Source organism: Wolbachia endosymbiont (group A) of Cydia amplana (assembly GCF_964028495.1).
Lineage (GTDB): Bacteria > Pseudomonadota > Alphaproteobacteria > Rickettsiales > Anaplasmataceae > Wolbachia > Wolbachia pipientis.
The window spans coordinates 367,381-392,308 of record NZ_OZ034792.1; the positions used below are offsets into that span (position 1 = coordinate 367,381).

Sequence of the window (24,928 nt, forward strand, 5' to 3'; positions counted from 1 at the left end):
CATATGGAAAACTACTTCCTGTTATTCACAGATAGTCTAGTATCGTCGTTAGTTTTACCCATACATCAAGGTTTTGTGTTCAATACCATGCTTTATTTCAGGTCGTATTACACTCCACTACTTATGTTATTTTTTGGAGTACTAGGATCAAGCCTTGGTGGAATAGTTAACTGGTATTTAGGTAGAATAACAATCTCTATACGAAAATCATACCGCAAACTAGAGAACGAGCATAAAACACCAAAAATCGTAAAAAATCTACTGATTTGTGCAGTTACATTACTTTCATGGGTGCCGGCACTTGGAAGTGTGATTCAAATTTTATCAGGTTATTTTAAGTTAAACCTTTATATCCTTGCCCCTTTAATCATTCTATCTAATTTCCTCTATTTGTTATATCTAATACTTACTTTTGGCGTATAACAGCTATAGTACTACAGCCATTAAAGCCCAAGTCATAGGATGGATGCACCATGAAGCTAAAAGTAACTCCACAAGGTCCCTATGATTGAAATCAGTGGCATAATGTAATGCTGTTCTTCCTTCATTATTTTTAGCGTTAACATCGGCGTTGTGTTTTAGTAGTACTTTTGCTACATCAATCTTTCCATTCATAGCAGCGAGGTGTAGTGGTGTGTTGCCGTCTTTATCCTTAGCGTTAACATCAGCACCTTTTTGAATGAAGTATTCTGTTGTTCCCAACATTTCATTCAAATCATCCCCCCATAATAGACGGTTATTCTTGGCAATCAAGTGCAATGGTGTCCAGCCACGTTTGTCTTTAGCATCAACATCACTACCATCTTCAACAAGACATCTTACTACCTTCAAGTTCGCGTATAAAACTGCCCAGTGTAACGACGTTAGATCATCATTATCTTTTAGCATTAACGTCAGCACCTTGCTCTATAAAATATCTTACCATATCAATCTTTCCTCTGATAGCAGCCCAATGCAATGGAGTACCGCCATATCCGTCTTTGATATCAATATCAATTCCTTTACCAATTAGGTACCTCACCGCATCCAGTTTCGCAAACCTAATAGCCTCATGTAACATAGTTTTGCCATTGCTGTACCTAGCACTAACATCAATACCTTTTTCTTTTATAAGGTATTCTGCTATATAAAAATTTTCATTCTCAACAGCCCAGTATAACGCAGTCCAGCCATAACTATCTTCAATATCAACACTAGCGCCTTTATTTACAAGATATTTTACCATGTCTAACTCTCCACTCTTAGCAGCCCAGTATAATGGCGTTTGGTAAAAACAGTCCCTAACATCAATACTAGCACCTTTATTGATCAGGTATTTTACTATGTCCAATTTCCCATTTCCAGCAGCTAAATGCAATGGAGCAATATCACACCCATCTTTAGCATTAACAATCTCACTAAGCTTATCTTGATGTTTTTTCTTTATATATGCTAATAAGTTTTTAATCGCTTTATAATCATCATTTTCAACAAGCAAATGTAAATTAGTATCTTTGTAAAAGTCATCAATCAACCTACCGTGTTTACTTGCATATCCCCAAATAGATGCAACATGAATTTTACTATCTTTCGCTAAATCACCACTGTTTATCAATTCTAGAGCCTTTCTGAGGGTTTTCTCTTCTTGTCGGTTCTCTTGTAATTTTAATCTTGTTACTTCCTGTACTAACCTATGGACATTTAATACACTTTGGTTTTGTTCACCGCCCACCATGGAATATCTCACAAGTAAACGGATGGCTAGCTTTAACTGCTTTTTCTTATAATCACTTACCGAATTTAAGAATATTTCTCTAGCGATTTTATCAGGTGCAAAATAAGCCAAAACATCTAAAATCTCTGAAGCTAATGGTCCATATTGTTCATCACTTCTTACTTTATCCATCGTAACTTCCCAAGCTGTAAAAGTTGTTTTAGTATAGTTATTATCAATTCCTTGAAATATTTTAGACTTAAGCAACTTCTTAGCTTTCTTTTCATACTCTTTTAGGTAATCACTAATTTTAAACTTCTCTATTATTCTCTGATCTTCGATATATGATATTGCTTGTTGTATAGCTAAAGGAAAGCATTGCAACCTTCTTACCAAATTTTCTATCTCCCGATCTTGCGATTTATCTTTTTTTAGTATATTAAATCCTTTTTTAACAAACTCTATAGCGTCTCTTTGTTCCAATTCTCCTAGCTTTATAACGTCTATTCCCTTTTCCAGTTCCTGATCATGCGAGGTAATCAAAATATGAGGCTTGTTAAGATCAGGAGATAAAGAAAATGGCAAAAATTTACTTATCTTTTTGTACTCTTGAACGTTATCGAAAATGAACAGGCTCCTCCTTCTTGCGAAGAAAGCATATACTTCTCTAACAATAGTTTCTATCGTTTTGTCGTTTCCATACTTATCTTTGGGAGAAATACCTAATCTATTTCTAGCTAACCTTAAGAAAGAATCTTTCATAGCTTCAAAGTTTTCAGCGTCTATCCATATAACATTGTCGTCATAATATCTTCTATATTTACAAGCATATTTTCTAGCTAACTGGCTTTTTCCCATCCCCCCAGGACCACTAATAGACGTTATGTATGAAATTACAGCACCTTTGGGATTGCGTTGTAGCGAATCATGTAGCATTCCCAAATCCTCATCTCTTCCTGTAAATAGTCTGACTGGACCTCTTACATCAAACCAAACCGCTCCTAAAATTTCCTCTCTTATTTCTTCAAGAAGAGCTTTTGCTTTCTCATATGATAGAAACTCCTCTTCTTCTTTCTCCAGCAAAATCAGCACTTCTTCCTGGTAACGGCTGTAAAAGTGCTTTGCATCAGTATTGCTGAATTCCTTGCCCAATTCACTCTTAATAATTTCACTAAGTTCAGTTCCGCTTGGCAAATTGACTGCAAATACTAATTTATTTAAAAAGTCTTCTATTTCTTTATTGCTGACTTCTCTACCTACCTCACGCTTTACAAAATCCTTATTTTCCTGCAAATATGAGATAATACTATTATCAAATTTATATCTTACACCATCACCTACATCCAGAAACTCATCTTGTGTGTCTATTCTTATGACTGAAATTTCCTTTCCTTTATTCTTCCCACTCGGCATCATTCTCAGCTTTCTTACTGGATGCGATGTCGAATCCGCGGAATCAAAATCATCATTTGTAATAATGACAAAATCCTCTATTTCACCCTCAAACTCTCCACTACTTTTGATCTTTAAATAAGCAATGAGATATTTTATTAAGCCAAACGCACCATCCTTTCCCGGTGTTAATAAGTCACCTATGCTGATCTTTTTGTGCCTACCCTGCCTGTGCTTGACTTGTATGAATCTATGTACTATTTTCCCATCTTGTTCATACCGAAGAACAATATCATCAAAATCCTTAGCTGATTTTTTCTCTGTGAATAGGCGGAAAGAATACTCTCTATCTACTGCATGTTTAGGAAACAGCATTAGCCATCTCGCTTGATACATAATACCATGAAAGGTGCGCTTAACCGCCGAGCAGGATAATCTTACAGGCACCTCACTCTAATCTCTCACTCAAAATTGAATTCACAACATCAGGGCTGGCTTTTCCCTTGGTGAATTTCATGACTTCACCAACAAAGAAACCATATAATTTTGTTTTACCGCTTTTGTATTCTTGAACTTTATCTTGGTTGCTATTGATGATTGTGTCGATAACTTCTGATATTTGACCTCTATCGGTTATTTGCTTTAGGTCCTGCTCTTCTATGATGAGAGATGCAGGTTTGCCAGTTTCAAACATAATATCAAAAACTTGTTTACCAAGTTTAGCAGAGATTGTTCCATCAACGATAAAATCTAAGAGTTCGGACAAAGCATTTGCTTTGATTGGGGAGCTCACAATATCAATATTTGCTTTATTTAAACGACCGAAAAGCTCTACAGTTAACCAGGTGACCGCGAGCTTTGAATCATGTTTTTTTATCAATTCCTCAAAGTAATCAGCAATCGCCTTATCGGAAGTAATGACGTTTGCATCGTATTCGTTGATACCTAATTTTTCAATGTATCGCTGCTTTTTCTGCTCTGGCAACTCAGGTAAAGATGATTTAATAGAATCGATTTTATCCTGGCTTACCTCAACAGGTAATAAATCAGGCTCAGGGAAGTATCTATAGTCGCTTGCATCTTCTTTGTTTCGCATCACTTTTGTTTTTCCCAAAGCGACATCAAACAATAAGGTATCTTGACTTATTTCTTCTCCACTTTCTAAAATTTCAATTTGTCTTTGTATTTCATAGTCTATAGCTTGCACAATATAACGTATCGAGTTCAGATTTTTTATTTCACAACGAGTGCCAAATGTACTACTGCCTTTTAGGCGAACAGAAACATTTGCATCACAACGAAGTGATCCCTTTTCCATATCACCATCACACGAACCAATGTAACGCAAAATCTGCCTCAATCTTTTCATGCATTCTGCAGCTTCTGCAGATGAACGGAGATCTGGTTCTGAAACAATTTCCATTAAAGCAACCCCTGCACGATTTAAATCTACATAAGTTCTGCTTTCCTCATGAACGCTCTTTCCTGCATCTTGCTCTAAATGAATTCTCGCAATTCTTATTTCTTTTTCATTGTCGTTGATAAATACTCTACCGTTTTTAACTATTGGCTCAAAAAACTGAGTTATCTGGTAACCTTGTGGTAAATCAGGATAAAAATAATTTTTCCGATCAAAGTAAGAATACTTATTAATTTCTGCAGAAAGTGCAAGACCAGTGCGTATTGCTTGCTCTATGCAGTAATAATTTAGTATTGGCAGCGTACCTGGCATTGCCGCATCAACTAGAGAAACTTGAGTGTTATGCTCAGCACCAAATTCCGTTGATGAGCTAGAAAATAGCTTCGTATTAGAAGAAACTTGAGCGTGTACCTCAAGCCCAATTACCGCTTCCCAATCCTCTTTCGTCATGTATTTTATTTAAATGATAATCTTAATATTCTGCAAAATTAGCACAAAAAGTCAAAACAAAACTCATGTTAGCTAAGTGGTATGCAGATTGTTTTACCCATAGAAACGGGTTAAATGCAAAAGATTACTTGACAAGCTTCGCCAGCCCTCTTATCATAAAATTGAAGCTATTTATTTATCTTCTCTGTACAGATTAAATGACAAAAAAACTCACGTATCTGGCGTCTCATGTTTAATTTTTTGCACTATGTGCACCTTATGTCTTTATAAAACTTCTACCTACATAAGCTGAAACGCGCTTATAAAGCGTTTAAAACATAAAAAAACGCCAACTTAAAAAATGGATAGTGAATAACTAGCTACCCTAGGGTTTCTTTTGCCTTTTTTTCTGTTTAGTAAATTTCTTAACGTTTATAATTTAGATTAGTTGCGGTTTAAAAGCAACTGAATCGCGGTTATTAAGTGTTTAGAATAAAAAAACGCCATACTTGAAAGTATAATGTAAGTAATTAGCCAACCACGGGGCTTCTTTTGCCTTTTTTTTCGTTTGGTAAATTTCTTAATGTTTGTAGCTAAACGATAACCGTCATCCCGCTACTTATTAGCGGCCGAGATACCGCGAATGAATTGCGGTATGACGTAGGATTGCTGTCATTCCAGTGCCAAGCACTGGGATCCAGCCTTTATTATTTGGTTGAAATTAAGTCTTCTGGATCCCAGTGGGCTTTGTTGCATCGCTAGCTATGATGGATTAAAGATAAAAAAGGTGGAGAATATCAGTAGCTTATTATTCTGGTATTTATAACAAGAACGGTCAGTGAATACCTAAATTTGAGTAAAAGAAATTTCACTACCACTCACTAATCCGGCTAAAATTCAAGAATTTCAATGCTTTAGCTATTTTCAATAGAATTAAATTTATTAATATAAATAATAAATTACTATTCTTAAATTTGATCAGATTGATTGCAAAAAAACAAGATTTTCAATAGGTTGCTTATAATCCTAATTATAGTTAGCCTTTCATAAGTAGCGATGCAACAAAGCCATCCCAGTGTCAGCTACTTGGATGACACCATTCTTTTTCCTGGATTCCAGTGTCTGGGCACTGGAATGACATCCTCCCTTGTGGAGATTGCTCTCAAATCACAATGTTCGTACAGCTATGCAAACACAAAGGTGTCATTCCAGCGCGTGACGCTGGAATCCAGTTGAGCTATTTCAACAAAAATACTGCATTTTGAGATGAACGTCTATTCTCACCAGACTTATTTACAAGTATAACAATTAAAGTCTGGATTCCAGTGTCAAGCACTGGAATGACATCATAGGGGCACTGCCCTTTTGGATGGAAACCAGTGTCAGCTACTTAGATGATACCTTTTTTCTACTTAGTTTGGGTTATGCAAGAAGTCTATTGCATTCCTGAGCAATTTGATTCATTATTCTTTTTGTAAAAAATTTTCTTAACTTTCTCTCCACTTTTTTGGTAAGGTCACTTTAAAGGAAGTCTAATAGATGCTACATAGAAATCCAGATGAGTTTCTAAAGTCTATTCCAAAAGATAAGCGCATAATGTGCCTTGACATGGGAGAAAAGCAAATAGGCATAGCATTTAGCGATAAAACACAGCTCATAGCCACAGCTCATAGCATATATCACAGAAAAAATATGAGCAAAGATTTAGGTTATCTGCATAGAATATTCAAAGAAAATGAATCTGGATCAATGGTAATAGGACTACCATTAAAAATGGACGAGCAAGAAACTAAATGGTGTAAAACTATAATCCAATTCGCAAATAAAATAATAAAAAAATATAAAGTAAATATATACTTACAAGACGAAAGCTTCTCAACATCTATCGCAACTCATACACTAAAAATTACTGGAATATCAATCACAAAATCGAAAAAAATAGATGATAAAATCTCCGCATGTATTATTTTGCAACGAACGTTAGACAAGATAAATACAATCAAATAGTTTTTCCAGATCTGGAAATCTTCAAACTGAATCCCATATAAAAGTTACTCAACAAAACAAGAACCTTTCGTATAAGCATGACAAATTGCTACAGCAAGAGCGTCAGCAGCATGGTGGCATTTTATACTCAAATTTTTAACTATTTGCTTCACCATAAATATCATCTGATCCTTATCAGCATGGCCATTTCCGGTAATGCTTTTTTTTACATAGTTTGCATCATATTCATTCATAGTTAGCTTTGTTATTTTTAACGCTAAAATTACAACCCCTCTTGCATATCCTAAAGTTAGTGAAGATTTAGGATTTTTATTAACAAAAATTTTCTCCACCGCAGCTTCATTCGGAGAGTATAGGGAAATTACTTTCTTTAATTGTTCAAAAATTGTATGTAGGCGTTCACCTGTACCCAATTTACCATCAGTTGATATGGTACCGCCGCCCAAAAATTCAATATTATTTTTTTCGTTCAGGCTGATAATGGCCCACCCAGTCTTGCTTATTCCTGGATCTAGACCTATTATTTTAACCACTTAATAAACGCTTAACCAATAGACAAACAAAAATAAAAATATCCAGACTACATCTACAAAGTGCCAATACCAGGAGGCAAACTCAAAGCACAAATGGTCCTGAAGTGTAAATTGGCCTTTCCGTGCTCTAAATAAACACACTGATAAAAATATTATTCCTATTATAACGTGTGCGCAGTGAAAACCGGTAATCATGTAAAAATTGGATGTATAAATAAGCTTTTCTCCTGTTTCTTGTAGAGAAAAACTCGCTTCATGATACTCTATTGCTTGCACTATTATAAAAAAAACTCCAAGCAATATAGTTATGGACAGCATTTTAATCATGCTCTTTTTATCATTTTTAAGTAAAGAGTGATTTGCCCAAGTAATTGTTGTACCAGAAAGCAATAATATTAATGTATTCATGAATGGTAGTGACCACGGATCAGGTGGCAAAATTCCCTCAGGGGGCCATTCAACTTTTTTTGCAGGAGAAAACGCCTCAAATAAAAAAACTGGATCAAGCCAGGCTTTAAAGAATGAACAAAAGAACACTATAAAAAATACGACCTCCGAGAGAATAAACAAGTACATTGCAAATTTGAGTCCATGTTTTACAATGGCAGTGTGACATTTGTCATAAATGGCCTCCCTTATTACATCTCTCCACCAATAAAACAGCACCCCTGATACTGCGGAGATTCCCAAAACTAAACAAAACATTCCGACAATTTGTTTATGAAGCGCGCCAACTAATCCAAGTGCAAGAATAAGAATTGCTGCTGATACAGCAATTGGCCAAGGGCTTGGATCCACTAAATGAAAATCATGTTCTTTACTTTTCATAGCATTTTAAAAAATACTTATTAAGGATACAAATTAGCTTAAAATTGTCAATGTTCCTTAGGAATTTGATTGAATCTTGAAAAATTATATGCACCGTTCAAAAAATCTAACACAAATTGTGCAGTTATTCTAAACAACTCAAGCATTCTGCTCTTTTCGTTTTCTCTTGCTCTGCTGCAATATCCATCAACAATATTTTCCAAAATAATGCATCCAGACTTTACTGAATCACTGTAACAAAAATTAAACCAATCCCTATATCTATTATTTTTCTTGAATCTATTTTTCATGCTATCAACGACAGTCTCGTATATAAACATGCAAGAATACAAAACCGTCATAGCCTCATAGGTATTACTATGCGAGATGGATAAAAGAAAATTAGTGAAATTAAAACACTCAAGAGATTTCTTTTCGCGACTTATACCGTACATAGTAAAGTAGTAGTCATATAACATTCTATTAACAGTCACTACTCTTTGGGCTACTTCAGCAAGCGAGATAATACTACTATAATCTTCCATTTTGGATGCAGTAATTAAGGTGGTACGAATATAATCACCTAAGAACAACGTCTTTTGTTGAGCATAGAATTTGAAGTTCTCTATATTTAGGGTGTTATTCGCTAACTCAACATTAAAAGGATGCTCAATTATATCCTTTAAAAGATTTGACCCGTAACAGCTCCTAATTATGCCACTGAACACTGTAGTTATCGATAAAAGATCAAGTTAACGTAAATAATCCGCTGCTAATATTCTTTGCTAGATATATTAGAGTAATATGCCTCATCCCAAAACATTATTTCTAATTCCAGCCCTTTCTTAAAAAACTCATACATCCTCTTTTTTTCACAGTCACTAGCTTTTTTATATAGCTTATTTGTAATATCAGTAACCTCATCAATTACAGCATTTACTGTTTCGCTACTATAAATGTTGATCCACTCTTTGTATTTGTTATTTTTAACCCCTTTAGTTGTTATCTCATTTACCATATGGCGTATAACGATTTGGTATATGTTAAAGCAAGAATAAGATGCTACTAAAGCTTCATTAACAGAATTGTGATATGCGGCACTCATGAAAAAGTCAGTAAAGGCAGAACAAGCTCTTGACTTTTTGTGATCATCAGATAGATCACAATCTTCAAAATATTTTTTATACTGTTCTCGAACATAAAATGCTCCTTGTGCCAAATTGATTAAACTACTCATCATTTCAATATCATCAACTCTAGCTGCAACAATTAAAAAAGCACGAGCGCAATCTATACAATACAGAAAATCCTGCTGAAGGTAGAATTTGAATTTTTCATAATCTAATGTATTATTTATCAATTCAACATTAAAAGGGTGTTCTTTTATTTTATCAATAAGATCAGAAAACTCTTTTACAATTACGTTGTACAGTTCTCCTTCTATTTCGTTATACACTTTATAAGCCTCACAATAAAAATTGAATATAAAAATTATTACTAATATGGTATAATTATTATGAAAAAGCGTGCTATGCTTTAACAATAAGCTAGTATATAAATATGAGGCTGTAAATCAAAAATTTTAGCAATCTAAAGAAATTTTACTATTACCTTCTATATTGAATTCTCTACAAAGATCAGCAGATAAGTCCATGTTTTCCCAAGAAAATCCACCGTCCCTTTCCGACTGTTTACCAAAATGTCCATAACAGGCTGTACGTTTATATATAGGGCAATTAAGCGATAAATGCTTGATTATGCCTTTTGTTGATAAATCTATATTATTCTCGATAAACTTTTTAATTACTCTTTCCTCTACCTTATTCGCACCAAATGTATCAATATAGAATGAAGTAGGTTTTGATACACCAATTGCATAAGAAAGCTGCACAAGACAACGTTCAGCCAAACCTGCAAAGACAATATTTTTAGCAAGGTATCTTGCCATATAAGCTGCAGATCTATCAACTTTAGTTGCATCTTTTCCGGAAAATGCCCCTCCACCGTGTGGAATATAACCCCCATAAGTATCAACCATAATTTTTCGTCCGGTTAATCCACAATCACCAACTGGCCCACCAATAACAAATCTACCAGTTGGATTGACTAAGAGATTTTCCTCAGGACACATCCATCCTTCAGGTAAAGATGAAACTATGTAAGGGTAAATTATTTCTTTTACTTTTGATTGATCCAAATTCTCAGGGTGCTGTATCGAGACAATAATACTTTCAGCACGTACCGGGAGGTTATTCTCATATGCCAAAGTGATTTGTGACTTTGCATCTGGACCAAGTTTTGCTTCTTTAACTGCGCTCATGATATTTTTCAGAATCGAGTGTGCATAAAAAATGGGTGCCGGCATAAGGTTTTCTGTCTCTGTTGTTGCATAGCCATACATTATGCCCTGATCTCCAGCACCTTGATCCACCCCTATTGCAATGTCATTTGATTGCTCATGCAGCAATATATTTACTTTCACTTTTCTCCAGTGGAACCCATCGTGCTTGTAACCAATATCTTTTATTGTATTCCGTACAATACTTTCAATCCTGCTATTTTTGATGTTAGGCCCAAACACTTCCCCAGCTATAATAACGTTATCTTTGGTGACTAAAGTCTCTATTGCAGCTCGCGCAAAAGGATCAGTAAAAAGGTACTCATCAAGTATTGCATCTGAAATTTGATCTGCTACTTTATCTGGATGACCAGCCGCCACTGATTCACTGGTTACTAAATTTTTATATAAACTCATGTTTTTGCTTATACAATATCAAAACCGCTATAGAAAACACAGTTAGTAACTACTAAATGGTGGGTCTGGGAAGAGTTGAACCTCCGACCTCACGCTTATCAGGCGTGCGCTCTAACCACCTGAGCTACAGACCCATGATTTATTCAAGCTGAAGCTTTCATATTATCTGTAGGCACGATATCAATAAAAGTCTTTTTATTTGCTGACCTTCTAAAGCTGACCCAGCCTTCTATTTTAGCAAAAATCGTATGATCTTTACCTATACCAACATTCTTCCCAGGATGGAATTTTGTGCCTCTTTGGCGCACAATTATGTTACCAGGAATAACCTTCCCATTCTTCTTTATTCCTAACCTACGACCCGCTGAATCTCTACCATTACAGGAACTACCACCTGATTTTTTAGTTGCCATATCTTACCTCTTACTTTTGAAGACTAATTTCATTTATACGAAGAACAGTTATATACTGCCTATGACCAGTTTTCCTACGGTAATTTTTTCTTCTTTTCTTCTTAAAGATTATAATTTTTTCCCCCCTGCACTGCTGCAACACTTCAGCTTTAACAGTAGCATTAGATGAATAAGATAAGCCATTATTTGAAATACAAATCACCTTATTGATTTCCACCTCTTTTTTTTCTTCAGCTTCTAACTTCTCTACCTTTATTATACTACCTTCTTTTACTAAATATTGCTTTCCACCAGTCTCAATTACTGCAAACATGATAAATATAAATTATTGTTATTAACTTTAATCGTAAACGATGTCATATACGCTGTCAATATAAATAAAAAGCATGACTTAACGTTCTTTTTAAGCTATCTAAACACTTCTATCTTTCTTCACCCTTTATCTACTTTTTCTCAGACAGTAGACTTCTTGCATAACCTAAGCAGAAAAAAGGCAAATAGTTATTATAGCTCTAAGTTTACCGACACCGTCATTCAAGTAGCCCCTTCTCCTGTCATCCGAGTAGCTGACACTGGTTTACCTTATGATGATGTCATGAAAGTAGCTGACACTGGAATCCAGCCTTTTCATCCAAGACGGCAGCGCCTCCTTCTTCTGTCATCCCAGTGCCCAGACACTGGGATCCAGGAAAGTTTGCTTGTGAGCAAGCAAACTAGCATAGAAAGTGGTTACAACATTTTCGATGAGATTATATGGAAAACTGGATCCCAGTGTCAAGCACTGGAATGACATCATAGAGGCACTGGAATGACATCATAGGGGCTCGGGTGACAAAAAAAGGAGCACTGGAATGACACCTTCCTGCCCAATTCATGTTGCTATAAATATTAAGAAATTTACCAAGCGAAAAAAAAGGCAAAAGAAGCCCCGTGGTTATTGTCCGCTTTAAAATATTGGCGTTTTTTATGTTTTAAACGCTTGACAAGCGAAATTCAGCTGCTTTTAATTGCAACTAACCTACGCTGCAAATGTTTAAGAAATTTACTAAGCAGAAAAAAAGACAAAGAATCCCCGAGTTAGCTAGTCTTTTACTATCTCTGTCGAGTATTGGCATTTTTTGATGTCTTCTAACGCTTTATAAGCGCGTTCAGCTTATTTAGATAAAAATCTAGATGTAGATGAAGTTTTGTAAAGACATACAGTATCTATATACTGCAAAAAATTGAACATAAGACGCCGATACATTAAGTAATCCTTACCTTTTAATCTGCAGATTGGCGAAAGCAAATACAATAGCTTCACTGTTATGATAAGGGGGCTGGCGGAGTTTGTCAAGGAAGTTTTTTCGTTTCTGTGGGCTACCTGGATTAATATTATATAGAAAGTCTGCTGCCAATAAAGCCTAAACTTACCAAATACATTTCTGTAGATTCAGATCTACTTGACTTTGGTTTAAAGTATTTTACTGTTTTAAACATTTTTTTTAGCTCGTTACAAAAATCTTTATCAGATTCTCCTTGGAAAATTTTTACTACAAACGTGCCACCATGGCTCAAGAAATGCTTTGCAAAATTGAGCGCTGCCTCACATAAAAGCATAATTCTGATATGATCCAACGATTTTAAACCACAAGATTCGGGCGCCATGTCAGATAAAATTACATCAAATTTTTGATCCTTGAATTTTTCTCTTAAAATTTCAAACTCATTGATAATATCACATTGTATAAACTCTACTCCATTAATTGCGTTCATTGGTTTTATGTCAAGAGCAACCACATTTGCACCTTTCTGAGATGCAACTTGTGACCATCCACCAGGAGAAGCACCAAGATCAATAATTTTTTGCCCTTCTTGGAATAATTTAAATTTGTTATCCATTTCTACCAGCTTATATGCTGAGCGTGACCTATAACCATCCTTGCTAGTTTTTTGCACATACTGATCATTCAAATGACGATGTAGCCACCTTGTTGAAGATAGTTTTCTGCCTCTAGCCGTCTTTACTCTAGTTTTTATTGCTAATACCCTACTTATTATTGATTATATCTTTAAGCTCTTTTTCAACTACTTCTTTTACCAGTGCATGTAGATATTTATTCAGCCATTCTGAGAGCTGAGGTTTTAAAAGAGATGTAACTAATTCTTCAACAGTAAGGTTCGCTTTTTTTTGTTGTTTATGCTGTAATTCGTTTTGCATTTTTCCAAGCAACGCTTTGATCTCTTCCATATTCTCTTTTAAAATTAGATGATCGTTATTTTGCGCTTGTAAGCCGCTATTACTCGCTTTGTTATTACTCATTTGGATATTATCGTACAAATAAATATCTTTTTTTTCTTCTGAATTGTAGCTATGGCCATTAAATTGGTTATTGTTGCAAGCCATTTCCTCACTTTGGTCATCATTATCAATGTCCTCTTTTTCATTATTTTCTTTTTTGCCATCTTCTTCTATTTCTTCTGGATACTCTTCCTCAAGGTATAGCACATCATCATTTTCATCCTTTATTTCTGCTTTATCGTTACTCGCGTTTTTACCCGATATAGCTTTTTTTATATCTTCTAGGATATCTTTTACAGATTGATTGCCTTGTTCATCATGCATAGTGCTAATACCATTAAATTTAGAGGTCTATACTATTTATCATAAAAAGCAAGTTGTAAACACTAATCACATAATTGCTTTTTGCTTCAACTAAGTCTGAACGTGCTTTAAATAATGCATCTTCAGTGTCCAAAAGGTCAGATGTACTCTTTAAATTTAAGTTTACTTCTTGCTCAACTCCTTCCAATGCTAGAGCTGCTGCTTTTTCCGCTTCTTGACTTGCTTTGATAATGGCCTTTGCTGTCAACACATTATTCCAAGCATTTACAACTGCTTGTTCTATATTTTTTACCGTTTCATAATAATCGTAGGTAGATTTTTTTGCATCCATTTTAGCTTTACTGACACCAAAAGCATTAACTCCTCTCTTAAAGATTGGAACATCAAGAGTAAAAACTACATGAACATTTTCTAATAGTTTGTCTACCTTCATACCATCCTCCCCAAAATTTTTGCTTGCACTTAGATTTAAAGAAGGAAGCCACTTGGAGCTTTCAGCAATCACTTCCATTCCGGCTGCTCTTTTTTGATAAACTGCTGCTTTTAGAGATAAATTATTGGTTTTTGCTAACTGTAAACATTCATTTAGCTCTGGAACAGAAGGTAGTTTATCATTAGCTTCAGAAAGGTCATCAGCATCTTCGCCAATCAAATGATAATAAGCAATATTTACCAACTTTAATTTACCTTCAGCATCAACTCTTTCGGATATAGAAGACGAAAATTTTGCTTTTGCTAACAAAACTTCAGCATTGGTTACCTCTCCAAGGGAAAAGCGTTTTTTCATAGCTGACAAATGTTCCAAAGAAACGCGTTCTTTATGTTCTCTGAGCTTTAATATTTCTGTCTTTTGTAAAACATTAACATATGCTTTCACAGCATTAAGTGCAAGCTCTTGTTTTAATTGCTGAAATCGCATCTTTTCTGCTTTGAGAAGATGGCTTGATCGACTGAATGTGGCAAAGGTACCACCGCCATCGATTAATTTCTGGCGCAATGTAAGTTTTTTTTCAGATGTATCAAGATTAAAGTTACTATCGAAATTGTATTGCAAATTAATGTCAGGTAAAAATCCAGCTAACCCAGAAGATTTATAGTGTTTTTCTGCGCTTTTATATTGGTAAAATTGAGACTTTATTTTTGAGCTATTTTTGATGGCTTTGCTTATCACTTCTCCCACATCGGTTGCATAGCAACTTATAGTATTAAAAATGATCGCAAGTGTGATAATCAATCGAAACATTCTAATTCCTATGCATATTGGTTGCGCAGCTCAATTACTAACATAAATTACTTTAATAATCAATAACTAATATTGTTGACACTATTGAGAAATTAAGTATATCATAGCTTACTATTGTTGGATCAAATAATGAAGACTTTTTTCTTAAAGGAGAAACAAATCAATAAAAAGTGGTTTGTCATAGATGCAGAAGGATTAGTGGTAGGGAGGCTTGCAGCATTTGTAGCGACACTATTACGTGGAAAGCATAAACCTGAGTATACACCTCATATGGATTGTGGCGATAATGTAATTATTATCAACGCAGAAAAGGTGCATTTCACCGGAAAGAAGCTTAAAGATAAAATTTACTATAAGCATACAGGTTATTCTGGTGGTTTGAAGAAAACTACTCCAGATAATATTTTAAATGGCAAATTTCCTGAGCGTGTAATAGAAATGGCAGTGAAAAGGATGCTTGATGATGGGCCTATGGCACGTAGACGCTTTGAAAATTTGTATGTTTATTCTGGTTCAGAGCATAAGCATCAAGGACAGCAACCTGAAAAGATAGATTTTGCCTCTTTGAATCGTAAAAATAAAAAGTAATGGAGTAAAAATGAAGAGTTCTACAATAAATAACAATGATTGGTCAGAAAAGACAATTAAATCAGCAGTTGATTCGCTTGGTCGTTTATATGCTACAGGCCGAAGAAAAGAATCTGTAGCAAGAGTATGGATAAAGCCGGGGAGTGGAAAATTTAGTGTTAACAAAAAAGGCGATCTAATTTCTTATTTTAAAAGAGAGTCAGTGTGCCAAACAGTAAAAATGCCATTTGTTGCAACCTCTATGTTAGATAAATATGATGTATTTGCAACTGTAAAAGGTGGAGGGCTATCTGGTCAAGCAGGTGCTCTAGCTCATGGAATAAGCAGAGCTTTAAGTAGCGTAAGCCAAGATTTGCATTCTATATTACGTAATGGTGAGTTCTTAACTAGAGATTCACGTGTTGTTGAACGTAAGAAATATGGTCAACATAAAGCTCGGAAAAAGTGTCAATTTTCTAAGAGATAGTTATTTTATAGTGGTGTTTTTTTGTAAGTATTATACAAATATTTGCAAAAATGTATGATATCCTCTATTTTTGTGATGAATTTAGTTGACTATCGGTGTCAACATAATATGCTATTTATGTGATTTTTTCAATATTAAGGTAATTTATGAGTAAAGAAGATATAATAAAACAATTAAAGGAAGATTGTTCTAGTCAGAATATAGATATAACAAAATCTGATTTGAGCAAGATTCATGATGCGTTTATTAAAATAATAAAGAATGAGCTGCATGGGAAAGGTGAAATACGTTTGCATGGAATAGGAACATTTTCTACTGCTATCAGTCAGGAAAAACAATGTCGTAACCCCCAAAGTGGTGAGATCATGACTGTTCCTAAAAAGACAAGGGTAAAATTTAAAGCAAGCCAAACTCTTTTAAGTATTTTAAATGAGAAGGAAAAAGCAGCAGTTAGTTAGACATTGTCATTTTCATTGTTTTTACTACGCTGTGTAAGCCGTAAAATACAGCTTCGCTAATTAAATAGTGGCCTATGTTAAGAGCTGAGATGTGAGGTATTCTTGTCATCTTCTTAGCGTGTTTATAAGTTATGCCATGTCCTGCGTGGCATTCTATTCCTAATTTATTGACGTACTCTGCAGCATTAGTAATTAACTGTAACTTTTTTTCTGATGGATTATCACAGTAATCCCCTGTGTGAATTTCTATTATGTCAGGTTTTGTCCCTAGCTTTTCAAGATATGTTAGTTGATCAATATTTGGATCGATAAACAGTGAGACTTTTATGCTAGAGCTATGCATTTCCTCTATTATACTAGAAAGTTTACTGTGCATATTCACGATATCCAGGCCACCTTCGGTTGTTAATTCTTCTCTTTTTTCTGGTACTATACTAATCGAATAGGGTTTTACCTTTTTTGCTATTTCAAGCATTTCTTCCGTGGCTGCAATTTCAAGATTTAACTCAGTGCTAATGCTTTTTTTTAGGTTAAATACGTCTTCATCTCTAATATGCCTTCTATCTTCTCGTAAGTGTACAGTAATAAAGTCTGCTCCAGCGTCAATGGCTATTTCTGCTGCTTTCAATGGATCTGGATAAGAAGTTCCGCGTGCGTTGCGGAGGGTTGCAACGTGATCGATATTAACACCTAGTTTCACAATCTACCTCAGAAATTATTTATAGATTATACATGTTATTAGTTTTTTTGCATAGTCATTGTTTGACCTTACCCAGAAAAAGTGGAGAGAAAGAAAAGAGTTTTTTCGGGTAAAATAAAATTTTGGAGGATTAGAAATGGTAAGAGAATATACAGCAGAATTCAAATTGGAAGCTGTTAAACTGGCAAATGAACAAAGAAAGGCAGGTCAAACAATTACAAAAATAGCAAAGGATTTAGGAATAAAGGGTGGTTTATTAGGAAAATGGATAAAGAAACACAACGAAAAAAAGTCGGCAGCAGATGCATTTCCAGGTAGAGGTAACATGGCTCCTTACGACAAGGAGAGGTTTGATTTACAAAGCAAGAGTAACAAGGGAAAGAGACATTTTAAAAAAAGCCCTGGCCAGTCAAAAAGAGTAAAATATTTTTTCATAAAAGAGCATAGTAAACACTATAAAGTGCAGGAATTATGTAGGGTTTTCTGCTAGTGGCTACTATAAGTGGACTACAAGGAAAATAAGCAGTAGAGAATCAGCAAATAAAGAGTTATTAGCAGATATTCAAAAAATATATCAAGCTTCTAAATGTAGATATGGAGCTCCTAAAATTCATGCTGAATTAAAGGCTTTGGGTAAAAGTTGCAACTTAAAAACAGTGCAAAGTATTATGCAGAAAAATGGTATTCAGGCTATATTGAGAAGAAAATTTAAAATTAAGAAACAACAAACGGACAGTAGCTCCCAATATATTAGACCAAAACTTTATTGTCGATCAACCAAATAAAGTATGGGATTACTTATATAAAAACCAAAGAAGGATGGCTATATTTGGCAACAATAATCGATCTATATTCACGCATGGTAGTTAATGAGCAGTTCAATAAATAAACAATTGGTTATGGACTCTTTATTAATGGACGTTAACAAGCGTAAACCTGCCAAAAATCTACTATTACATAGTGATCAAGGTTCACAATATACTTCGCAAGGTTATCAATATCTCTTAGCTGTAAAGAATATAGATGAGTAATAAAGGCTGTTGTTACGACAATTCTGTTGCAGAAAGCTTCTTTAGCTCATTGAAAAGAGAAATACTTATTGATACTTCACAACACTCTGCTCAACAAACTAGAACTGCAATATTTGAATACATAGAAATTTTTTATAACAAACAACGTCACTATTAACTATTGCATTCCAGAACAATTTGATGCATCATTCTTTTTGTAAAAAACATTCCACACTTTCTCTCCACTTTTTCTGGGTAAGGTCAGTTGGATTTTCACCAATTGTATTCTAAACGCTTACTTGGCGCACCCATAACAAAAATGCCTGAAAAACGTTAATAATTATATACTATTATTAATAATTATTCAACCATATTTTAAGCTTACAATTTTGAGCTTAACTGACGCTTATGGATAGGGGCAACTCTATCACCCTGTGTTATGTTTATTTTCTAACGGACGCTGATTTTTGTATCGTAATTTCTTGCTATAAATTGGTTATATAAGAGCTGGCTTCTAAAATTTTATAACCCTAATTTGAATTAACAGACAGTAGAATCGAAAGATTATTACAAGGAGAAATCTACACAGATCGACCCTTTTGTGAATCTGCGTTTCTGCTTTCTTCAACTTGTTTTGCAAAAGATGTTTCCTGTTTCTGAAGTGGTTTAGCAATTTCATGCACAATAGCAGCAACCGCTGTTAAAAACGTTTTTAACAATGCACCTAAAGCTCCACCAACTGCTTCCCTGCCATGTATATGAGCTTGCTTTTCGTTATCGTCAGCAGTTTCCCCTGCCCTCCTTCTTGGATCCATCCTATTAGCAATCACCGAAAACAACACTCCCCTGATTGAAGACTTCACTCGTTTCTTTGCTTCATCATCATGTGCTGTTTCATGTCCATGACTTAAGTGTTTAGCGTTCATTAGCTCCTTTTGTTGCTGGGCAAACATGCTACTTAATACTTCTTCTATCGCTTGCTTCCTTCTTTTCTCTCTAACTCTTTTCATAGATTCTGATTTATCGCGAGTATGCTTTGTGGTTTCAAATTCTGCATCAATATCTTCAGACGCAGCCTGACTATATAAAGTCTCTATGAGCCTGTCTATGCTTCGCTTTATTTGCATAGTCCTTTCGTAACTATCTAAATTATCAATTCCTTCGTCGATCTGATTTAGAATATCCTCAAAAACTTTCAAATAGTCTTGAATATACTGTATTATGTATTGCTTATCTTCCTCTTTGTGTTGTTCTTCTTGATTTTGCTGATTTTCATTTTCTAAACTTCTCTCTCTTTTATCATCGTTATTTTCTTCAATATTATCACCGTCTTCCTCGAAAAGGTCTTTGTCGTTCATGATTTTTTTTAATTTAGTTAAAATTCTCACCAGTTACTATTGTATATGAAAAAATTAAATTAACATTAATGAAAAGCGTTTACAACTTCAGCACTCGCTAAAATTACAGTAAAACTGTCAAAAGCAGCGGGGTCATAATACCTCTCATACAGTTCAACTGAACACCTAAGCCTTATCTTTTCCTTAGCCTTAAAACTAATTTCATAATCATTATTAGAGTTTAGCATAGCAGAATTACGTAATAATTCATCAGCTAATACAGAGTCTAAAATTCCATTAATTTTTATCGTAATATGTCTGCTTCCAGCAGAATCCAATACTTTTCTCCAGCCAAAAGAAGAAATATCTTTTACCTCTTCTCTGTTATTACGCAAAGTAAACCTTAGGTTTCGTATATTATTTAACACAATAAAATTATTGTCATGATCTTTAATTTTTAGCTGTAATTTGCTCATTATCACCTCCTTTTATTAAAATATCAAAATTAATTGTTGAATGTAAAATTTCATCGTGCTGATCCATAGCACAATTACTTTCTAAAATGACCTCACTACTAAAACCTTCAATGCTCTTAAGTATCAAGTTAATATGCCTTATAATGGCAAACATACTGTCTATATGATAAGTATATATGTCGCATGAAAATCTTGCCTTTGTAGCAAAATTGGACAGCATATGCAGGTTGCTATAATTCACTGCGCGCAATCTCAGGTAAGGAATGGTGACCTGTTTAGGTAAGTAGTCATAAATGTTAGTAACATATTTTCTTAAATCAGAATTTGCCTTTAGTGCTGCATAAATGCTATTGTACAACTCATTTATAGCTTGAATTTTTTCCATAATGAATCCTCGTAAAGATATATAGCTAAAACATAAGCAGCATTTCCCGATACAAACTCGTCATCCCGCTGCTTGTTAGCGGGATCTATCCGTAACGGTATGACGTAGTAGCCCAGTTTGGATGACAAGAAAGAGCTACAACACAACCTTTGGTTCGCGAAACGGAGAATATACCTTCTTCACTTCAGATAAATGGCTACTTACCTCCGATTCACGATTTTTGTAAAGAGCAGAAACATGCCGCATAATACCTAGTTTTATCTGCTCAGGAACATTGTCATAGCCAGCCTCGTATACAACATCAACTCTTATTGCATTCAAACAATTGAAAAACTCAACGTAGCCTCCTACATCACTAAAATAATACTTAAGTGTTCTCTTCTCTTGATTTTTAGACATCATTGCAGTAGCCAATACTATCTTACTCACAGGGCCATAGCTTAAATAGATCCTACGAGGTACATAATCTTCATATGAAACTTGCCATGTTTGCTTTACTAGTGACTTTTCCATATGCCACTCAGCATAATCAGTTGCCATAAAAATTAGATCTGAAATCAACTTATCATCCTGGTTGTTCTCAATACGTAAAAAAGATTTAACCTCTTCTAAAGTAACTGGAAAAGATTCAGGCTTAGATTTACGTTGCACAGATATTCTTGGTGAAGTAGATCTTATTGACATAATAACCCTCCTTTTTGATATAGCTAGAATAAGTAAGGTTTACCTCGTGATAGCATGGGGCAAATCTTACTTACTTTAGCTATGCAGCTTGCATGCAACATTAAGTTAGATTGGCGCAGCAACAACTCTGAGTGCTTTATCGTATGAATATATTAAGAAGAGAACGTATTAAAGCTGTTTCTCCTTTTTTGTTGATAAAATTTGAACTTATAGCATATTCAACTAGGCTAGATTTTAGTAGATTGACATTTTGAGAATGAATATTATTGAAGGTGGAGTTTAACTCTTTAGCAAGCAGACTGCGAAATTTCTGCACACTGTCATATGCGATGTTCTCAAGTTCATGTGCAAATTTATCTTGAGCTATAGTTGTTATATCTTCAATTTCCTTATTAAACTCCTCTAGCTTTTTTTCGTTATTTTTAAAATTTTTCGTAAAAGTTTTCATATCAATTAAACTCAACTACTATTATGATTATAATGACAATGAAAAACTACCGAAGTAAAAAATTCACACTACTGTGTAACTTGCAAATACTTTTTACTATAGCTAAAGTGGCTTAGGTTTACCTACAATTTGAAAAACAACAAATTCGTCATCCCGCTGCTTGTTAGCGGGATCTATGCTAAGAGATACCGTGACGGTATGACGGTTCGCGGCGGTATGACGTAGGACTGCTGGGAAACCTTTATTGGGTTAGTTATAGATTCCAGTGCAGCTACTTGCATCTGCCACCTGCAAACTGCAATGTTCGTACAGATGTAGGTGCTAAGTTTTACAAACACCGTTGTGCTGAACCTTGAATATTCACTTCTTTCAATTCAGTGTCAGGAGCGATGGGTTTTGATATTGTGTATGTAATGCCACCGGCTATCAGTGCAGATACCACAGAAGCTGCAACTATTAATAGAACAGACAATCCGGAAGCAATACTAAGAGCAGCACCTACTGCTAACATAGCTGCAAGGCTCGCGTAGGCAACTTTTGGGGAAAATTGTCTTTTTCCTACTTTTTCTAGTGACACTTCATTTGTTTTAGTTTTGCCCAGTTCACCCTCAAGTGGTGTGTTTTCATTCTCCAGACTTTTTATTTTTTGTGTTAGTGATTCATTCTCTTCATTGAGTTTCTCCAGTGTGTCCAGCCTAGCTCCATGTCCAGTGATATAACTTTTCAATTCTGTTAGTTCCTTTTGCGCTTTTTCTAACAACACTTTTGTTTTAGAATGCTTATTTTCGTTTTCTTCTAATTCGCTATTAAGTGTTGTATTTTTACTTTCTAGATCTTGTATTTTTTGTTCTAGTGATTCATTCTCTTCATTGAGTTTCTCCAGTACTTCCAATTTAGTCTCATGTTCAGTGACACAATTTCTCAATTCTGTTAGTTCCTTTTGCGCTTTTTCTAATGGTACTTCGTTTTTTTTAGTTTTTGTTTTTTCTAATTCACCCTTAAGTGTTGTGTTTTCATTTTTTAGATTTTTTATTTCTTGTCTTAGTGATTCATTCTCTTCATTGAGTTTCTCCAGTGTGTCCAGCCTAGCTCCATGTCCAGTGATATAACTTTTCAATTCTGTTAGTTCCTTTTGCGCTTTTTCTAATGGTACTTCGTTTTTTTTAGTTTTTGTTTTTTCTAATTCACCCTTAAGTGTTGTGTTTTCATTTTTTAGATTTTTTATTTCTTGTCTTAGTGATTCATTCTCTTCATTGAGTTTCTCCAGTGTGTCCAGCCTAGCTCCATGTCCAGTGATATAACTTTTCAATTCTGTTAGTTCCTTTTGCGCTTTTTCTAATGGTACTTCGTCTGTTTTAGTTTTTGTTTTTTCTAATTCACTATTAAGCGTTGTGTTTTTACTTTCTAGATCTTGTATTTTTTGTTTTAGCAATTCATTCTTTTTCTGCTCATCCTTTAGCTGAGTACGTAATTCTTTTAACTTAGCTTTACGTTTTTCAACCTTTTCTGCTTTTTCTGGAGTTTCCGTTGCGTTGTGTGTTTTGGAATGAGAAAAGGTACTAGGTACAACCTCAGATGGCTGATCACACATACTGTTTAGTCTATCTATTAGGTCTTCATCCTTTATCAATGAGCGATCTGCTCCATATTTTATCAAAAGTTTTGCTAATTCTTTATTGTCATTTGTAACAGGAAAGTATAAAGGGATATGTTCATCTTGATCTTGTGCATTAACATTTGCTCCATTATCTATTAGATACTTTGCAATCTCTACATAACCATGCACAGCAGCATAATGTAAAGGGGTATGTTTATCTCTATTTCGTGCATCAACATCTGCTCCATGTTTTATCAAAAGTTTTGCTAATTCTTTATTGTTATCTGCAACAGCCCAATGTAAAGGGGTCACGCCATCTTTATCTTGTGCATCAATGTCTTCTCCATTTTCTAATATAGATTGGCCTAAAGCTTCAGATCCATCTCCATCAAAACATATTCCACTGTCGTCACTACTACTTTTATTTAAAAAGGTCTGTTCCCCATTATATGTAGTATACTGCTCTGGATGTTGACTGTGCAAGTCATTATGTTCTATGCGCTTCTGATTATTGGCAAGTCTTTGTTCTGCCTCTTGCAACTTTTGCGCCACAGCATCTCTTTTAGCCAGTTCTCTTTCTAATGTATCATCTACTTTGTTTATATTGTTTTCATTAGTGATTGAGTTTGAAGAAGTCTGTTCATCCTCATCTTGTACATAGACTTTTCTGCTGTTTGGTGTAATTCCGTTGTTCTCTTTCTGATCTCTTGCGTTCCATGCTTGCACTGCAGCAGTTATTTTATTTCCGCCCATAGCTGAATCTCCTGGAGTTTTATTATTAGGCTGCGGTAAAGTGCCTTGTCTATAAGGTTGTCTTCTCGTAGCTCTTGTCTCAGCATAACGTTGTTCTCCTTCCTCTAACATTTTTATTATAGCCTTTTTACCTTTTACATCACCGACAATATCCCTTGGAGTTCGGCCTTGACTATCTTTTAGTGAAGGATTTGCGTTATTGTTCAATAAAAGCTGAGCTATCTCTTGATGACCATGCAAAGCAGCAATGTGCAAAGCAGTTAGCTTAGACTTAGCTTCATCAAGTTCATATATTGGTTCATTAACTTTTGCTTCCTTTGCTAGTAGGAGTTTTACTATTGGTACACTGTTACATTCCACAGCAAGATGTACCAACATATAATTTACAATTTTGTCTGAATCTAATATACTGAACATCTTATCTATCTTCAAATTGTTATAAGTGCTATATACTATTGAGTCTGCATCTTTTAGCTCACTTCCTATTCTTTCAAGTAAATTATTCTCATTTAAACCTTCACTCTTGCTTACCTCATTTATTATTTCAAAAAACTTTTTCTTTTCCATTGCCGTAACCTTTCCTCTCAATTTATTTATTATTGTTGAACAGTCTCACAAAAAAGTTAAGTTTGTCGAAATTCCATGTTTGATCTAAAAATTAGTCATAAACATTTTCTATGCAAGTAGCTGACACTGGTTCACTCTATAATGGTGTCACAGCAGTCCTAC

Annotated in this window: 30 protein-coding genes and 1 tRNA gene; 10 read left to right on the top strand and 21 right to left on the bottom strand. The window is 34.7% G+C overall.

The features are described 5' to 3' along the window. Positions 1-3: 3 nt before the first annotated feature. Complete coding sequence (locus ABWU40_RS01815; RefSeq protein WP_015588794.1) at positions 4-423, top strand: DedA family protein; 420 nt, start codon at positions 4-6, stop codon at positions 421-423. Positions 424-426: 3 nt separating this feature from the next. On the opposite strand, the gene ABWU40_RS01820 is transcribed toward ABWU40_RS01815, so the two are convergent. Genes ABWU40_RS01820 through gatB form a run of 3 tightly spaced genes read right to left on the bottom strand, consistent with a single transcriptional unit; the run spans position 427 to position 4,955 of the window. Then, positions 427-888: an ankyrin repeat domain-containing protein gene (locus tag ABWU40_RS01820; RefSeq protein WP_353279271.1), complete on the bottom strand. Its 462-nt coding sequence runs from the start codon at positions 886-888 to the stop codon at positions 427-429. Then, positions 875-3,481, bottom strand: coding sequence for an ankyrin repeat domain-containing protein (locus tag ABWU40_RS01825; RefSeq protein ID WP_353279273.1), 2,607 nt, complete (start codon positions 3,479-3,481; stop codon positions 875-877). Before ABWU40_RS01825 ends, ABWU40_RS01820 begins: the two co-directional genes overlap by 14 nt. 52 nt (positions 3,482-3,533) lie before the next feature. Continuing rightward, positions 3,534-4,955, bottom strand: a complete 1,422-nt coding sequence (gatB, locus tag ABWU40_RS01830) for an Asp-tRNA(Asn)/Glu-tRNA(Gln) amidotransferase subunit GatB (RefSeq protein WP_015588792.1) — start codon at positions 4,953-4,955, stop codon at positions 3,534-3,536. Between the two features lie 1,035 nt (positions 4,956-5,990). On the opposite strand from gatB, the gene ABWU40_RS01835 reads away from it, so the two are divergent. Then, the gene (locus ABWU40_RS01835) at positions 5,991-6,170 is read left to right on the top strand and encodes a hypothetical protein (RefSeq protein WP_144054585.1); all 180 of its coding nucleotides are present in this window, start codon (positions 5,991-5,993) and stop codon (positions 6,168-6,170) included. A 303-nt stretch (positions 6,171-6,473) separates the two neighbouring features. Next, a complete protein-coding gene (ruvX, locus tag ABWU40_RS01840; RefSeq protein ID WP_010082183.1) occupies positions 6,474-6,941 on the top strand; it encodes a Holliday junction resolvase RuvX in 468 nt (155 codons plus the stop codon). 44 nt (positions 6,942-6,985) lie between these two features. Here the strand turns inward: ruvX and ruvC are convergent, their stop codons facing one another. The 8 genes from ruvC to rplU form a co-directional block, all read right to left on the bottom strand. Next, positions 6,986-7,474, bottom strand: coding sequence for a crossover junction endodeoxyribonuclease RuvC (gene ruvC / locus ABWU40_RS01845; RefSeq protein WP_015588791.1), 489 nt, complete (start codon positions 7,472-7,474; stop codon positions 6,986-6,988). Then, complete coding sequence (locus tag ABWU40_RS01850; protein WP_006279354.1) at positions 7,475-8,302, bottom strand: cytochrome c oxidase subunit 3; 828 nt, start codon at positions 8,300-8,302, stop codon at positions 7,475-7,477. It abuts the gene before it with no gap. Positions 8,303-8,349: 47 nt separating this feature from the next. Then, the gene (locus ABWU40_RS01855) at positions 8,350-9,009 is read right to left on the bottom strand and encodes a TenA family protein (RefSeq protein WP_141456802.1); all 660 of its coding nucleotides are present in this window, start codon (positions 9,007-9,009) and stop codon (positions 8,350-8,352) included. A gap of 44 nt (positions 9,010-9,053) precedes the next feature. Next, entirely contained in the window at positions 9,054-9,737 is a 684-nt protein-coding gene (locus ABWU40_RS01860) for a TenA family protein (protein WP_038249063.1), read from the bottom strand. Positions 9,738-9,863: 126 nt separating this feature from the next. Beyond that, positions 9,864-11,036 (bottom strand): methionine adenosyltransferase, encoded by a 1,173-nt coding sequence (metK, locus tag ABWU40_RS01865; RefSeq protein WP_174516991.1) that lies wholly within the window; start codon positions 11,034-11,036, stop codon positions 9,864-9,866. Between the two features lie 57 nt (positions 11,037-11,093). Continuing rightward, positions 11,094-11,170, bottom strand: a tRNA-Ile gene (locus tag ABWU40_RS01870). 9 nt (positions 11,171-11,179) lie between these two features. Further along, positions 11,180-11,449: a 50S ribosomal protein L27 gene (gene rpmA / locus ABWU40_RS01875; protein WP_006279564.1), complete on the bottom strand. Its 270-nt coding sequence runs from the start codon at positions 11,447-11,449 to the stop codon at positions 11,180-11,182. 10 nt (positions 11,450-11,459) lie between these two features. After that, positions 11,460-11,762 carry a 50S ribosomal protein L21 gene (gene rplU / locus ABWU40_RS01880; RefSeq protein ID WP_015588788.1) on the bottom strand — a complete coding sequence of 101 codons (303 nt, stop codon included), beginning with the start codon at positions 11,760-11,762 and terminating at the stop codon, positions 11,460-11,462. Positions 11,763-11,918: 156 nt separating this feature from the next. On the opposite strand from rplU, the gene ABWU40_RS06295 reads away from it, so the two are divergent. Continuing rightward, positions 11,919-12,239 (top strand): toluene-4-monooxygenase system B family protein, encoded by a 321-nt coding sequence (locus ABWU40_RS06295; protein WP_242049588.1) that lies wholly within the window; start codon positions 11,919-11,921, stop codon positions 12,237-12,239. A 584-nt stretch (positions 12,240-12,823) separates the two neighbouring features. Here the strand turns inward: ABWU40_RS06295 and ABWU40_RS01890 are convergent. The 3 genes from ABWU40_RS01890 to ABWU40_RS01900 form a co-directional block, all read right to left on the bottom strand. Continuing rightward, positions 12,824-13,402 carry an RlmE family RNA methyltransferase gene (locus ABWU40_RS01890; RefSeq protein WP_015588787.1) on the bottom strand — a complete coding sequence of 193 codons (579 nt, stop codon included), beginning with the start codon at positions 13,400-13,402 and terminating at the stop codon, positions 12,824-12,826. Positions 13,403-13,478: 76 nt separating this feature from the next. After that, a complete protein-coding gene (locus tag ABWU40_RS01895; protein WP_010082598.1) occupies positions 13,479-14,054 on the bottom strand; it encodes a PopZ family protein in 576 nt (191 codons plus the stop codon). Positions 14,055-14,073: 19 nt separating this feature from the next. After that, complete coding sequence (locus ABWU40_RS01900) at positions 14,074-15,297, bottom strand: TolC family protein (RefSeq protein ID WP_006279873.1); 1,224 nt, start codon at positions 15,295-15,297, stop codon at positions 14,074-14,076. Positions 15,298-15,426: 129 nt separating this feature from the next. Here ABWU40_RS01900 and rplM point away from each other — a divergent pair, with 129 nt between their 5' ends. The 3 genes from rplM (at position 15,427) to ABWU40_RS01915 (ending at position 16,809) form a co-directional block, all read left to right on the top strand. After that, complete coding sequence (gene rplM / locus ABWU40_RS01905) at positions 15,427-15,885, top strand: 50S ribosomal protein L13 (protein ID WP_010082596.1); 459 nt, start codon at positions 15,427-15,429, stop codon at positions 15,883-15,885. 10 nt (positions 15,886-15,895) lie between these two features. Continuing rightward, positions 15,896-16,351 carry a 30S ribosomal protein S9 gene (rpsI, locus tag ABWU40_RS01910; RefSeq protein WP_007548415.1) on the top strand — a complete coding sequence of 152 codons (456 nt, stop codon included), beginning with the start codon at positions 15,896-15,898 and terminating at the stop codon, positions 16,349-16,351. 146 nt (positions 16,352-16,497) lie between these two features. After that, positions 16,498-16,809, top strand: coding sequence for an HU family DNA-binding protein (locus tag ABWU40_RS01915; RefSeq protein WP_006279876.1), 312 nt, complete (start codon positions 16,498-16,500; stop codon positions 16,807-16,809). Here the strand turns inward: ABWU40_RS01915 and ABWU40_RS01920 are convergent. Beyond that, the gene (locus tag ABWU40_RS01920; RefSeq protein ID WP_141456804.1) at positions 16,802-17,509 is read right to left on the bottom strand and encodes a pyridoxine 5'-phosphate synthase; all 708 of its coding nucleotides are present in this window, start codon (positions 17,507-17,509) and stop codon (positions 16,802-16,804) included. The two genes, ABWU40_RS01915 and ABWU40_RS01920, sit on opposite strands and share 8 nt — an antisense overlap. A 136-nt stretch (positions 17,510-17,645) precedes the next feature. Here ABWU40_RS01920 and ABWU40_RS01925 point away from each other — a divergent pair, with 136 nt between their 5' ends. The 3 genes from ABWU40_RS01925 (at position 17,646) to ABWU40_RS01935 (ending at position 18,697) form a co-directional block, all read left to right on the top strand. Next, positions 17,646-17,999, top strand: coding sequence for a transposase (locus ABWU40_RS01925; RefSeq protein ID WP_353279276.1), 354 nt, complete (start codon positions 17,646-17,648; stop codon positions 17,997-17,999). 79 nt (positions 18,000-18,078) lie between these two features. Continuing rightward, positions 18,079-18,294 carry an IS3 family transposase gene (locus tag ABWU40_RS01930; protein ID WP_245836010.1) on the top strand — a complete coding sequence of 72 codons (216 nt, stop codon included), beginning with the start codon at positions 18,079-18,081 and terminating at the stop codon, positions 18,292-18,294. Positions 18,295-18,532: 238 nt separating this feature from the next. After that, positions 18,533-18,697: an IS3 family transposase gene (locus tag ABWU40_RS01935; RefSeq protein WP_010082072.1), complete on the top strand. Its 165-nt coding sequence runs from the start codon at positions 18,533-18,535 to the stop codon at positions 18,695-18,697. A gap of 403 nt (positions 18,698-19,100) precedes the next feature. On the opposite strand, the gene ABWU40_RS01940 is transcribed toward ABWU40_RS01935, so the two are convergent. From ABWU40_RS01940 to ABWU40_RS01965, 6 genes are all read right to left on the bottom strand, one after another. Beyond that, positions 19,101-19,877 carry a hypothetical protein gene (locus ABWU40_RS01940; RefSeq protein WP_353279422.1) on the bottom strand — a complete coding sequence of 259 codons (777 nt, stop codon included), beginning with the start codon at positions 19,875-19,877 and terminating at the stop codon, positions 19,101-19,103. A 65-nt stretch (positions 19,878-19,942) separates the two neighbouring features. After that, positions 19,943-20,332, bottom strand: coding sequence for a phage tail tube protein (locus tag ABWU40_RS01945; RefSeq protein WP_174516995.1), 390 nt, complete (start codon positions 20,330-20,332; stop codon positions 19,943-19,945). Then, positions 20,307-20,717, bottom strand: a complete 411-nt coding sequence (locus ABWU40_RS01950) for a DUF3168 domain-containing protein (RefSeq protein WP_015588822.1) — start codon at positions 20,715-20,717, stop codon at positions 20,307-20,309. The genes ABWU40_RS01945 and ABWU40_RS01950 overlap by 26 nt, the downstream gene beginning before the upstream one ends. Before the next feature lie 135 nt (positions 20,718-20,852). After that, positions 20,853-21,401 carry a head-tail connector protein gene (locus tag ABWU40_RS01955; protein ID WP_015588823.1) on the bottom strand — a complete coding sequence of 183 codons (549 nt, stop codon included), beginning with the start codon at positions 21,399-21,401 and terminating at the stop codon, positions 20,853-20,855. Positions 21,402-21,537: 136 nt separating this feature from the next. Then, entirely contained in the window at positions 21,538-21,849 is a 312-nt protein-coding gene (locus tag ABWU40_RS01960) for a hypothetical protein (protein WP_015588824.1), read from the bottom strand. Positions 21,850-22,177: 328 nt separating this feature from the next. Then, positions 22,178-24,766: an ankyrin repeat domain-containing protein gene (locus ABWU40_RS01965; RefSeq protein WP_353279278.1), complete on the bottom strand. Its 2,589-nt coding sequence runs from the start codon at positions 24,764-24,766 to the stop codon at positions 22,178-22,180. Positions 24,767-24,928: the final 162 nt, after the last annotated feature.